This window comes from Rugamonas violacea (assembly GCF_016461825.1).
In the GTDB taxonomy this organism is placed as follows: domain Bacteria; phylum Pseudomonadota; class Gammaproteobacteria; order Burkholderiales; family Burkholderiaceae_D; genus Rugamonas.
Map to the genome: position 1 here is coordinate 21821 of NZ_JAEMNU010000122.1, position 13004 is coordinate 34824.

Below are 13004 nucleotides of genomic sequence, written 5' to 3' on the forward strand. Positions count from 1 at the left end.
CATGTCCCCATTTTTCGTCAAGGTCCCATGAAACTGTCCAACTTTTCGCTCGCCGCAGCCGCCGCGCCCACGGTGGCGGCACCAGCCACGCCGGCCTCCGCCGGCGCCGACGTGGCGACCCTGTTTGACCAGGTGGCCGCGCGCCTGCCCGAGGCCCTGGCCTGCCGCGATGCGCACACCCAGCTGAGCTATCGCGCCCTCAACGAACGCGCCAACCAGCTCGCCCATGTGCTGCGCGCGCGCGGCGTCGGCGCCGACGTGCCGGTCGCCGTGCACGCCGAGCGTGCGCCGGCCATGCTGGTCGCGCTGCTGGCGGTGCTCAAGGCCGGCGGCTGCTATGTGCCGCTCGATCCGCATTATCCGGCCGCGTACCTGCGCCAGATCGTGGCCGACGCCCGCCCGCGCCTGATACTGGCCGACCCGGCCCTGGCGGCGCAGTGGAGCGACGGCAGCCCGGTGCTGGCGCTGGACGACCCGGCCATCGCCGCGGCGCCCGGCAGCACGCCCGCGGGCGCACCGCAACCGGACCAGCTGGCCTACATCATGTACACCTCCGGCTCGACCGGCCTGCCCAAGGGCGTCATGGTGCCGCACCGGCAACTGCTCGACTGGCTGCATGCGCTGCACCGCCGCGTGCCGTTCGAGGCGGACGAACTGGTCGCGCAAAAAACCTCAAGCGCCTTCGCCATCTCGGTCAAGGAGCTGTTCGCCGGCCTGCTGGCCGGCGTGCCGCAGCTGTTCATCGGCGAGGACGTGGTCAAGGACGTGCCGGCCCTGGTGCGGCTGCTGGCCGCCCAGCGCGTCACCCGGCTGTACACCTTTCCCTCCCAGCTCAGCGCCATCCTGGCCTACGCCGCCAGCCAACAGCTGGCGCTGCCGGCGCTGCGCTGCCTGTTCATCTCGATCGAACCCTGCCCGGTGGAGCTGCTCGCCCAGTTGCAGGCGCAACTGCCCTGGAGCCGGGCCTGGTACATCTATGGTTGCACCGAGCTCAACGACATGACCTACCACGATCCCGGCGCGCCGCTCGGCAGCAGCGGCTTCGTGCCGATCGGCCAGCCGATCGCCGCCACCCGCGTGCTGGTGCTCGACAGCGCCTTGCGGCCGCTGCCGGTGGGCGTGATGGGCGAGCTCTACGTCGACCATCCCGGCATGGCGCGCGGCTATCTGAACCAGCCCGCACTGAGCGCCCAGCGCTTCCTGGCCAATCCGCATGGCGCGCCCGGCTCGCGCCTCTACAAGACCGGCGACCACGGACGCTGGCTCGACAACGGAGCGCTCGAATTCCTCGGCCGGCGCGACCAGGAAGTCAAGATCCGCGGCTACCGGGTCGATCTGCGCCAGATCGAAAAGGTGAGTACCGCGCATCCGGACGTGGCCGAGGCCAGCGTCACCGGCTGGCCACCCGGTTCGGACAGCCCGCAGTTGCTGGCCTACCTGGCGCCGCAGCCGGGCCGCACGCTGGATATCGAGGCGCTGCGCAACTACTACGCGGCGGCGCTGCCGACCTACATGGTGCCCGGCCTGTTCCAGGTGCTGGCGGCGCTGCCGCGCCTACCCAACGGCAAGCTCGATAGCCAGGCCCTGCCGCCGCCGGACTTTGGCGACAGCGGCGCCGTTTTTTGCGCGCCGAGCAGCGCGACCGAAATCGTCCTGGCCGCGATCTGGAGCGAAGTGCTGGGCCAGGCCGGCCTGGCGCCGCCGCAGGTGGGGCTGCGCGACAATTTCTTCAACCTGGGCGGCCACTCGCTGCTGGCGACCCAGCTGTTTTCGCGCATGCGCCAGCGCTTCGCGGTCGAACTGCCGATCAACACCCTGTTCGAATCGCCGGTGCTGGAAGACTTCGCCCGCGCGGTCGACCTGGCGCTGGCGGCCAACACGCCGGCCGGCGTGGGCGCCATCGTCGCCACCCACGCCGACAACGCGCCGCTGTCGTACGCCCAGGAGCGGCTGTGGTTCGTGCACCAGCACATGCCGGAACAGCGCTCCAGCTACAACCTGGCGTTCTCCTACCATCTGCACGGCGCCTTCGACGCCGACGACATGGCGGCCGGGCTCAACGCCCTGGTGGCGCGCCACGCCGTGCTGCGCACCCGTTTCGTGGCCGGGCCCGATGGCATCCCACGGCAACTGATCGCTCCCGACCTGACGCTGCAAGTGCCGCTGCTGGCCTGTGACGCCGACGCGGTCGAGGAGCTGGCGGCGCAGCATGCCGCCGCCCCGTTCGACTTGGCGGCCGGCCCGCTGCTCAAAGTCAGCCTGCTGCGACTGGCGCCCGAGCACCATGTCGTGCTCGTCAATATGCACCACATCGTGGCGGACGGCTGGTCGATCGGCATCCTGTTTCGCGACCTGCAGGCATGCCAGGCCGCAGCGGCCGGCGGCACGGCGGCGCAGCTTCCCGCGCTGGCGGTGCAGTACGCCGACTACGCCGTGTGGCAGCGCGGCCGGGACCTCGGCGCCCAACTGGCCTACTGGACCGCGACCTTGCGCGACTACGAAGACGGGCTGGCCCTGCCCTACGACTTCCCGCGTCCGCCCAAGCGCGCATGGCGCGCCGCCGTGCACCACTGCCGCTATCCGGCGGCACTGAGCGCCCGCGCGGCAGAGCTGAGCCAGTCGCAGCAATCGACCCTGTTCATCACGCTGCTGGCCAGCTTCGCCGTGGTGCTGCACCAGTACACCCGCCGCGACGACCTGTGCGTGGGCACCACCGTGGCCGGGCGCAGCCATGTCGAACTGGAGCCGCTGATCGGCTGTTTCGTCAATATCCTGGCGCTGCGCATCGACCTGTCGGGCAACCCGAGCGCCGCCACCATCTTCGCGCGCACCCGCGCCCGGGTGCTGGAGGGCTTCGAACACCAGGACCTGCCGTTCGAACAAGTCGTCGGCGCCCTGCAGAAGCAGCGCGACAGCAGCCAGATCCCCCTGGTCCCGCTGATGCTGCGCCACCAGAACTTCCCGCTGGCGAACCTCGACGGCAACGGCCAGGACCAGCGCGCCGGCGAGGTGCGCTTCGGCGCGCGCAGCACGGCCAGCGAACTCGATCTGCAATTCACCGGCGACGGCGCCAGCCTGGAACTGAGCGCAGAATATGCCAGCGAACTCTTCGACGCCAGCACCGTCGCCACCCTGGTGGCACAGCACCAGCGCGTGCTGGCGGCCATGCTCGATGCGCCCGATATGCCGCTCGACCAGCTTGCGCCGGGCCTGCCGCCGCAGCCCGAGCCGGCGCTGGCCGGGCTTGGGCAGGAGCTCGGCATCGTGGCGCAGTTCGAACGGCGCGCGGCCGCCACGCCGCAGGCCCCGGCCTGCGCCGGCGCCGGCACCGATACCCGGCTCGACTACCAAACCCTGAACCGGCGCGCCAACCAGCTCGCGCATCTGCTCATCGAACATGCCGTCGGCCACGAGACCCGGGTCGGCCTGCATCTGGCGCGCGGCGCCGACCTGCTGGTCGCCATGCTCGCCGTGCTCAAGGCGGGCGGCTGCTATGTGCCGCTCGAACCGCACCAGCCGGACGGCTACCTGCGCCAGATCGTGGCCGATGCCCGGCCGCTGCTGGTGCTGACCGCCGCCGCCGGGGACGCGCCCGAGATCGGCGCCGCCGCCCTGCTGGTCCTCGACCAGACCGCGCTGGCACAGCGGCCCGACACCAATCCGGCCCGTCCGGCCAACCCCGACCAGCTGGCCTACGTGATGTACACCTCGGGCTCGACCGGCGTGCCCAAGGGCGTGATGGTACCGCAGCGCCAATTGCTGACCTGGTTGCCGGCCCTGGCCCAACGCATCCCGTTCGAGGCGCACGATGTGGTGGCGCAAAAAACCGCCAGCGCGTTTGCCGTTTCGGTCAAGGAAATGTTCGGCGCCCTGCTGGCCGGCGTGCCGCAGTACTTCATCGACGACGCCACGGTGCGCGACAGTGCGGCGCTGGCGCGGGCGCTTGCGGCCGGCGCCGTGACGCGTTTCTACACCTTGCCGTCGCAACTCGATGCCCTGCTGTCGCACATGGCGGCGAGCGGCGCCCGCCTGCCGCTCCTGCGCCAGTTGATCGTCGCCATGGAACCCTTGCCGGCCGAGCTGCTGGCCAGGCTGGCCCGGCTGATGCCGCAGGCAAAGCTCTGGTACAACTACGGCTGCACCGAACTCAATGACATCAGCTACAGCGACCCCGGCGCGGCGCTCGGGCACAGCGGCTTCGTGCCGATCGGCCGGCCGATCGCCGGCAGCCGGGTGCTGCTGCTCGACGAGACCATGCGCTGCGTGCCGCCGGGCGCCACCGGCGAGCTGTATGTGGAGAGCCCGAGCTGCGCGCGCGGCTACGCCGGGCAACCCGGCCTGAGCGCCGAGCGCTTCGTCGCCAACCCCTACGGCCCCGCCGGCAGCCGCCTGTATCGCACCGGCGACTTGGCGCGGCTGCTCAGCGATGGCGCGCTCGAATGCATGGGACGGCGCGACAGCGAAGTCAAGATACGTGGCTACCGGGTCGACCTGCGCCAGGTCGAACTGGCCGCCCTGGCCCACCCCATGGTGCGCGAGGCAGCGGTGACCGGCTGGCCCTCGCCGTCCGGACAACTCCAGCTGGCGGCCTACCTGGCGCCCCATGCCGGCCAGCAGCTCGACGGGCCGGCGCTGCGCCACTACCTGGGCGAGCGCTTGCCGACCTATATGGTGCCGACCCTGCTCACCATCCTGCCCGAGCTGCCGCGCCTACAGAACGGCAAGCTCGATCGTCTGAGCCTTCCCGCGCCCCACAGCCAGCAGGCGGCGGGCGCGCGCGCCTCCCAGGCCGGCTACCAGGCGCCGCAGAGCGACACCGAGCTGGCGCTGGCCGACTTGTGGAGCGAGCTATTGGTGCAGGGCGGAGCGGGAGCGGCGCCGATTTCCGTCGACGACAATTTCTTCGACCTGGGCGGCCACTCGCTGCTGGCCAGCCAAATGGCCACCCGCGTGCGCAGCCAGTTCGGCGTCGAACTGGCGGTCGCGACCCTGTTCGAGGCCCCCCTTCTGGGCGCCTACGCCGCCGCGCTGGACGCCGCCATGGCGCACGGCGGCGGGCAGCACGCGGCCGGCCGGCAGGCCGCCGCCGTACCGCTGGCCCAGGGCGCCGGCACGGCGCCGCTGTTCTGCGTCGCGCCGCTGGGCGGACAGGTATTCCACTACCGCGAGCTGGCGCGCGCCTTGAGCGCCTCGGCCAGCGTGTTCGGCCTCGGCGTCGACGAGGGCGCGCGCCACGCCAGCCTGGAGGCGCTGGCGGTGCATCACGCCGACACCGTCCAGCGCTGCCAGCCCAGCGGCCCCTACCGCCTGCTGGGCTGGTCCTCGGGCGGCCTGATCGCGCTTGCCCTGGGCGCCGAACTGGAACGGCGCGGCGCCACGGTGGACTACCTCGGGCTGCTCGACACCCAGCTCATTCCGGCCGCCGCGCTGGAGGCGGGACGGCTCGCAGCGGTCGCCGCGATGAACCTGCTGGGGGGGCTGCGCCAACGCAACCTGGAGCGGGCCGAAATGGACCAGGTGCTCGCCTGGCTGGAAGCGCAGGGCTGGGACGAGCAGGCGTTCGAACCGGCGCAATGCGGCGAATCCTTGCGCGCGCTGGCCGAACACCTGGACGTGCGCCTCGATGCGCGCACGCTGCCTCAACTGCAGGCCCGGCTGCAAGCGACCCGCGCCGCGCTGGAGCTGCTGGCCGGCTGGCGGCCGGCGGCGGCGGACGCGCGCAACCGCGTGCTGTACCAGGTCGGCGCAGCTGCCGCGACCGAGCTGGCGATCGCCCCGGCACGGCGGCGCGCGGCGGCGGGCGACCACTATTCGATGCTGGCCGGCGCGCATGCGCTGGCACTGGGCGAACAGATTGCCAGCGACATGGCGCGCCACGCCAGCCTCGCCGGCGACGCGCCGGAGCCATGCGCATGAACCGAACCGCAGCACAGCAAACCTCAGCCCAATTTCCGCGCGCCAGCGCAATTTTTCGAAAGCACAGGACATGACATTCAGCCCCATCGCAATGCCGCCACGCAGGCCCGCCGACGCCGCCACGCTGCTGCCCAGCCACGCGCTGGCCTACCCGTCCGAACTCGGCGCGCACCAGCTGGTTGAACGGCAGGTGGCGCGCACGCCCGACGCCGTCGCCGCCGTGTTCGGCGCGCAAACGCTCAGCTATGCCGAACTGAATGCGCGCGCCAACCAGCTGGCGCGCCACTTGATCGAGGCCGGCGTCGAACGCGGCGGCGCGGTGGCGCTGCTGCTGGCGCGCACGCCCGACTGCCTGGTGGCGCTGCTGGCCGTGCTCAAGGCGGGCGCGGCCTATGTGCCGATCGACGCCGGCCTGCCGCCGCAGCGCATCGCCTACATGCTGTCCGACAGCGCGGTCGGCCACGTGCTGGTCGACGACAGCTGCCCGGCGCAGGCGCAGCCGGCCCTGGCCCCGCTGCAGCGCATCGATGTGCGGGACGCGCGGATCTATCGCGGCGACGGCGCCAACCTCGACTTGGCGGTGGCCCCTCAACAAGAGGCGTATTGCATCTACACCTCGGGCTCGACCGGAGTGCCGAAGGGGGTGATGGTGCCGCACAGCGGCCTGGTCAACTATATCTGGTGGGCCAAGTCGCACTACCTCACCCCCGACATCGGCGCCGTGGCGCTGTATTCCTCGCTGTCGTTCGACCTGACCATCACCTCCATCTTCGTGCCGCTGATCGCCGGCCTGACGGTGCACGTGTACGCCGACGGCGGCGACGACGTGCCGGCGCTGTACCGGGTGATCGAAGACAACCGGGTCGACCTGTTGAAGCTGACGCCGTCGCACCTGGCCCTGCTGAACACGCTGCCGCTGGCCGGCTCGCGCCTGAAGACCCTGATCGTCGGCGGCGAGGATCTGCGCACCGAGGTCGCGCTGGCGACCCACAAGCGGCTGCATGGCAACGTGCGCATCTATAACGAGTACGGCCCCACCGAAACCGTGGTCGGCTGCATGATTTACCGCTACGATCCGGCCAGCGACCTGCAGGGCTCGGTACCGATAGGCGGCCCCATCGCCAACACCGACATCGTGCTGCTCGACGAGCAGCGCCGCCCGGTCAAGCAAGGCGAAAGCGGCGAAATCCACATCGGCGGCGCCGGCCTGGCGCTGGGCTACCGCAACCAGGACGAGATGACCGCGCGCCATTTCATCGCCCATCCCGGCGAGCCCGGCGCGCGCCTGTATGCCAGCGGCGACCTGGGCCAGATCAATAGCCAGGGCCGGCTGCATTTCCTGGGCCGCAAGGACTTCCAGATCAAGCTGCGCGGCTACCGGATCGAGCCGGGCGAGCTGGAAAGCGTGCTGCTGGCCTATCCCGGCATCGCCGAGTGCAGCGTCGACACCACCCATGCCGGACGCGGCCGGCGCGAGGCCGCGCCCACCCAGTTCTGCAGCCAGTGCGGGATCGCCTCGACCTATCCGAACACCAGCTTCGACGCCGACCTGCGCTGCAACCACTGCGCCGCCTTCAACCAGTACAAGGAGGTGATCGACAGCTATTTCGGCGACATGGAGCAGCTGCAAGCGATCATCGACGGCCTGCGCGCCCGCGCCCATCCGCGCTACGACTGCATCGTCGCGCTCAGCGGCGGCAAGGACAGCACCTACGCGCTGTGCAAGGTCATCGACATGGGCGCGCGGGTGCTCGCCTTCACCTTGGACAACGGCTACATCTCGGAGCAGGCCAAGGCGAATATCGACCGGGTGGTGGCGCGCCTGGGGATCGACCACCGCTACCTGTCGACGGCGCACATGAATGCGATTTTCACCGACAGCCTGAAGCGCCACAGCAATGTCTGCAACGGCTGCTTCAAGACCATCTACACCATGGCGATCCAGCTGGCGCAGGAGGTCGGCGTCGACGACATCGTGATGGGACTGTCCAAGGGCCAGCTGTTCGAGACCCGCCTGACCGAGCTGTTTCGCGAGAAGACCTTCGATCCGGTGAAATTCGAGCGCAACCTGATCGATGCGCGCAAGATCTACCACCGCATCGACGACGCCGTCGCGCGCCTGCTCGACACCAGTTGCGTGACCCGCGACGGGGTGATCGAACAGGTGCGCTTCATCGATTTCTACCGCTACTGCAACGTGCAGCGCCACGACATGTACGCGTATATCGAACAAAGGGTGGGCTGGAGCCGCCCCAGCGACACCGGCCGCTCGACCAATTGCCTGATCAACGACGTCGGCATCTACGTCCACAACCACGAGCGGCGCTACCACAACTATTCCCTGCCCTACAGCTGGGACGTGCGCGTCGGCCACATCAGCCGCGAAGACGCCATGCGCGAGCTGGACGACTCCACCGACATCGACGAGGCGCGCGTCAACGCCATCATGCAAGACATCGGCTACACGCTCGATGCCGGCAACGAGGAAAACCAGCTGGTGGCGTATTACGTCGCGCCGAGCGAGATCGCGCCGAGCGCCCTGCGCGACTATGTCGGCCGCAGCGTGCCGGCCTACATGCAGCCGGCCTACTACGTTCAGCTCGACAAAATGCCGCTGACCCCGAACGGCAAGGTCAATCGCCAGGCCTTGCCCAAGCCGACCCCGGAACAGTCCAGCGCGGTGAGCCAGGCGGTCGCGCCGCGCAACGAGATCGAGGCGCAGATCGCCGCCATCTGGACCGGCGTGCTGCAGATCGAGCGCGCCGGCGTGCACGACAATTTCTTCGCGATGGGCGGCAACTCGCTGCCGGCGCTCATGCTGCTCTACAAGCTCGACGCGCAATTCGGCAAGACGGTCAGCATCGAAGCCTTTTCGGCGCAGCCGACCATCAGCGCCCTGGCCGAGCAGCTGCAAGCGGCGGCGCCGGCGGCATGAACGGGGAGCAGCCATGGAACTGAGTTTCATCAATGGCCAGGCCGGCCATCTGCTGCCGGTGGCCGACCGTGGCCTGCAGTACGGCGACGGCCTGTTCGAGACCATCCTGTGCCTGGACGGCGCCGCCCAGCGCTTCGAGCTGCACTGGGAGCGCCTGCGCGCCGGCTGCGCCCGCCTGGCCATCGCGCTGCCGGAGATCCGCGCCGAGCTGCATGCGGCGATCGCCGACGCGGCGCTGCCGCGCGCCGTGGCCAAGCTGATCGTCACGCGCGGCAGCAGCGCGCGCGGCTATGCCTGCCCGGCGGCCGTGGCGCCCAACTGGATCCTGACCATCGCGGCGGCGCCGTCGCCCGATCCGGCGCGTTACCGCGACGGCATCGCACTGATGACCTGCCACACGCGCCTGCCGCATGACCGCCTGCTGGCCGGCATGAAACACTTGAACCGGCTGCACCAGGTGCTGGCCCGCGCCGAACTCGGCGAACAGGTCCAGGACGGCGTGATGCTGGACCAGCAGGGCTCGGTGATTGAAGGCGTGCTGAGCAACCTGTTCCTGGTCCAGCGCGGCCGCGTGCTCACGCCCGACCTGAGCCAATGCGGGGTCTGCGGCATCCTGCGTGGCGAGGTCATGGCGGCCTGCCGCACGCTCGGCCTGGCGCTGGAGGTGCGCGCGGTGGCGCCGCACGAGCTGCTCGACGCCGACGAGGTGTTCGTCACCAACGTCCTCGGCGGCGTGGTGCCGGTGCGCAGTATTGACGGGCGCGACATCCCGCGCGGCCCGGTGGCGCGCCAGTTGCGCGAGCAGCTGTGCCACCAGGATGCGCTGGCATGAGCGGCATTGCGGTTGAGGCGGGAACGCGCATCTGGCAGCGCGAGCTGAGCCTGGATGCGCTCAACCAGATGTCCGCCAACACCATCCAGGCGCTGCTGGGGATCCGCATCATCGAGATCGGCGCCGACTACCTGAAGGCCAGCATGCCGGTCGACGCCCGCAGCCACCAGCCGTTCGGCATCCTGCACGGCGGCGCCTCGGTGGTGCTGGCCGAAACCACCGGCAGCATGGCCGCCACCATGTGCCTGCCGCCGCAGGCCCGCTGCGTCGGGCTGGAGGTCAATGCCAACCACCTGCGTCCGGTGGCGTCCGGCACGATCAAGTGCGTGGCACGCCCGGTGCACCTGGGCGGCCTGACCCAGGTGTGGGAAATACGCATCACCGACCAGCACCAGCGCAACGTATGCGCGGCACGCCTGACCATGCTGGTGCTGCCCGGCCAGCCTTTGTCCGCCGGCGCGGCGGCCGCGCCCGACGCCCCATCCACCCAGGAAAACCACTCATGAGCCACTCCGTCTTTTCGCTGCGCGCCAACCTGAACGCCTTGCTGCACCGCCCCGCCGGCCACCAGGGCGCGGTGGACGGGATCAGGGCGATCGCCGTACTCATCGTGGTGGCGTCGCACCTGATCTTCTCCAGCCAATTTTTCATCCCGGACGCGGCGGCGCAGTTCGCCGCCCTGCCCCTATGGCTGAAGTGGCCGGTGCAAGGCTTCCTCGGCGTCGACATGTTTTTCGTCATCAGCGGCTTCCTGATCGGCCAGATCCTGCTGGGCGAATACGCCCGCTCGGGCAAGCTGGACCTGCGCCGCTTTTTCATGCGCCGGGTGCTGCGGCTGATGCCGCTGTACTGGGTGGCGCTCGGCGCGACCGCACTGGCGGTGTGGCTGGGCGGCCAGCAGGTCGAACAGATCGGGCCGATCGCGCTTCGCGCCAACCTCGACCAACTCTGGAAAAACCTCCTGTATATCAACAATTTCTTCCCTCCCGAACAGCAGTTCGGGGCCATGAGCCACAGCTGGTCGCTGGCCGTCGAGGAGCAGTTCTATCTGCTGTTTCCCGGCTTGCTGCTGCTGTTTTTCAAGACCCGCCTGCGCCATCGTCCACGCCTCGCGTTTGCCCTGCTGGTGCTGCTGTACCTGGCCGCGCGCGTGATCGCGCGCATCCATAGCGTCAGCCTGTTCGGCAGCCAGTGCGGCTTTACACCGGAGCAGCTCAAGCAGGTCAGCATGGACCCGCTGATGGCATTTTCATCGCCCAAGCTGTACTGCCTGTTCGGCGTCGAGACCGATGTCATGTTCGACAATCTGTACACCAAGTATTTTCCGCTGCTGGCCGGTGTGGGGGCCGCCGCCCTGACCGTGTTCCGCGGCGACGCGCTGCGCCGCTTCTACCGGCCCGGCTGGCGCAGCGCCGTCCTGCTGGGCGCTTCGCTGGCCCTGCTGGTGTGGAATTTCCTCTTCCCTTTCCTGGTGCCGGGCAACAGCGCGTTCGCCGCCGTGTACCAGACCCTGCTGCAGCAACTGGTGTTCGGCGCCGCGCTGGCCAACCTGATCCTGGCCTGCCTCTACGGCGGCGGCGGGCTGGCGCGCGCGGTCAACGCCTTCCTCGGCGCGCGGGTGTTTTACAGCATCGCCCAGCTGTCTTATTCGATGTACCTGTTCAACCTGCTGATCGTCCACATCGCCTACCAAGCCGTGGCACGGCGCCAGCCGGGACTGACCCTGGCCGAGCTGGTCGGCGGCGCCCTGCCGCTCATCGCCCTGGCCACGGTGGCGCTGAGCGTGGCGGCCTACCTGCTGGTGGAACGGCCGGGCATGAACCTGCGCGCGCGCCTGCAAGGGGCACATCTGGCGGCGGGCGCGCCGGCCGGCCAGGAACTGTCCCAGGCGGCCCATTGAGGGCCCATTGAGGGCCGATCGACGACCCATCGACGGCCGATTGACGGCGCCCCGCCAACCTGGCCAACGCAACTCACAACCCCACTCCACCGGAGACCGCAATGCAAATGCAGATGCCGGCGACTTGCCCGCAAATTATCGAACCCGAATACAGCGGCATGCTGATCGAGGATTGGACTGAACGCCACGGCGCCAGCCTCGACCAGCGCCTGTACGCCGCCACGGCGCTGCTGTTTCGCGGCTTTTCCCACCGCGCCGGCCTGGAAACCATGGCCGGTGGGTTTTTCAGCGAACGCCTGGGTTATACCTACCGTTCGACCCCGCGCACCGAGCTGGGCCAGCATATCTACACCGCCACCGAATACCCCAGGCAGCTGTCGATCCCGCAGCATTGCGAAAACGCCTACCAGACCAGTTGGCCGATGAAATTGCTGTTCCATTGTGTCGAACCGGCCAGCAGCGGCGGCTGCACGCCGCTGGCCGACATGCGCAAGGTGACGGCGGCCATCGCGCCCGAGGTGCGCGCACTGTTCCGCAGCAAGCAGGTGCGGTATGTGCGCAATTACCGCGCCGGGGTCGACCTGCCTTGGCAGGAAGTGTTCGGCAGCGGGCGCCGCGAGGTGGTCGAGGCATATTGCCGCAGCCAGGGCATACACTGGGAATGGATAGGCGAGGTATTGCGCACCAGCCAGGTCTGCCAGGCCTTCGCCACCCATCCGGTGAGCGGCGACGAAGTCTGGTTCAACCAGGCCCACCTGTTCCACGTCAGCGCGCTCGACGCGCCCGCGCAGGAAATGATGCTGGCCACGTTCAAGGAAGAGGGCTTGCCGCGCCACGCCTATTTCGGCGACGGCACGCCGATCCCGGCCGACATGCTGGCCCATGTGCGCGCCGCCTTCGACGACAACAAATGCCGTTTCGACTGGCGCAAGGATGATGTCCTGCTGATCGACAATATGCTGGTCTCGCACGGGCGCGACCCCTACGAGGGCGCGCGCAAGGTGCTGGTGTGCATGGCCGAGCCTTACGGCGCCGTCAAGCCGGCGGCGACGGCGACGGCGCTCGCGGCGGCGCTCGGCTAGAATCCATGGGGCGGCGGCGCGGGAGCCGCCGGTCCCCTGCCTACACTGTTACGGAGAATAGAAACAAGATGGCCATTACGATAGAAAAAGCCCAGCGCGAGGAAACGATCGCCTCGCTCCAGCGCTATTGCGCCGAATACATGAGCGAGGAGCTGGGCAACCTGGGGGCAAGCTCGCTGCTCGCCTACATCCTCGAGGAAATCGGCCCGCTGATCTACAACCAGGCGGTACGCGACGTCCAGGAACGCCTGCAAACCCAGGTGATGGAAGTGGACATCGAGATGCACGAGGACGAATTTCAATACTGGCGCAAGCGCACCCCGGCGCGCAAGACGCGCT

7 protein-coding genes are annotated in these 13004 nt (G+C 69.2%); all 7 read left to right on the plus strand.

Annotated features, from left to right (window positions below; translation table 11 throughout):
• The first annotated feature begins 27 nt into the window (after positions 1-27).
• Positions 28-5916, plus strand: a complete 5889-nt coding sequence (locus tag H7U20_RS22180) for a non-ribosomal peptide synthetase (protein WP_199761321.1) — start codon at positions 28-30, stop codon at positions 5914-5916.
• A gap of 70 nt (positions 5917-5986) precedes the next feature.
• Positions 5987-8851 carry an amino acid adenylation domain-containing protein gene (locus H7U20_RS22185; protein WP_199761322.1) on the plus strand — a complete coding sequence of 955 codons (2865 nt, stop codon included), beginning with the start codon at positions 5987-5989 and terminating at the stop codon, positions 8849-8851.
• Between the two features lie 13 nt (positions 8852-8864).
• Entirely contained in the window at positions 8865-9683 is an 819-nt protein-coding gene (gene pabC / locus H7U20_RS22190) for an aminodeoxychorismate lyase (RefSeq protein ID WP_199761323.1), read from the plus strand.
• Complete coding sequence (locus tag H7U20_RS22195; protein WP_199761324.1) at positions 9680-10189, plus strand: hotdog fold thioesterase; 510 nt, start codon at positions 9680-9682, stop codon at positions 10187-10189. Before pabC ends, H7U20_RS22195 begins: the two co-directional genes overlap by 4 nt.
• Positions 10186-11583 carry an acyltransferase family protein gene (locus H7U20_RS22200; RefSeq protein ID WP_199761325.1) on the plus strand — a complete coding sequence of 466 codons (1398 nt, stop codon included), beginning with the start codon at positions 10186-10188 and terminating at the stop codon, positions 11581-11583. Before H7U20_RS22195 ends, H7U20_RS22200 begins: the two co-directional genes overlap by 4 nt.
• A 101-nt stretch (positions 11584-11684) precedes the next feature.
• Positions 11685-12665, plus strand: a complete 981-nt coding sequence (locus H7U20_RS22205; protein ID WP_199761326.1) for a TauD/TfdA family dioxygenase — start codon at positions 11685-11687, stop codon at positions 12663-12665.
• A 68-nt stretch (positions 12666-12733) separates the two neighbouring features.
• On the plus strand, positions 12734-13004 hold a 271-nt coding region (locus tag H7U20_RS22210; protein ID WP_199761327.1), incomplete at its 3' end, for a DUF2164 domain-containing protein.

What these genes read in the sequence shown, in the direction of transcription:
- H7U20_RS22195 (WP_199761324.1), top strand. Translation starts at nt 9,680, where the DNA reads ATGAGCGGCATTGCGGTTGAGGCGGGAACGCGCATCTGGCAGCGCGAG.
- pabC (WP_199761323.1), top strand. Translation starts at nt 8,865, where the DNA reads ATGGAACTGAGTTTCATCAATGGCCAGGCCGGCCATCTGCTGCCGGTG.
- H7U20_RS22180 (WP_199761321.1), top strand. Translation starts at nt 28, where the DNA reads ATGAAACTGTCCAACTTTTCGCTCGCCGCAGCCGCCGCGCCCACGGTG.
- H7U20_RS22205 (WP_199761326.1), top strand. Translation starts at nt 11,685, where the DNA reads ATGCAAATGCAGATGCCGGCGACTTGCCCGCAAATTATCGAACCCGAA.
- H7U20_RS22200 (WP_199761325.1), top strand. Translation starts at nt 10,186, where the DNA reads ATGAGCCACTCCGTCTTTTCGCTGCGCGCCAACCTGAACGCCTTGCTG.
- H7U20_RS22185 (WP_199761322.1), top strand. Translation starts at nt 5,987, where the DNA reads ATGACATTCAGCCCCATCGCAATGCCGCCACGCAGGCCCGCCGACGCC.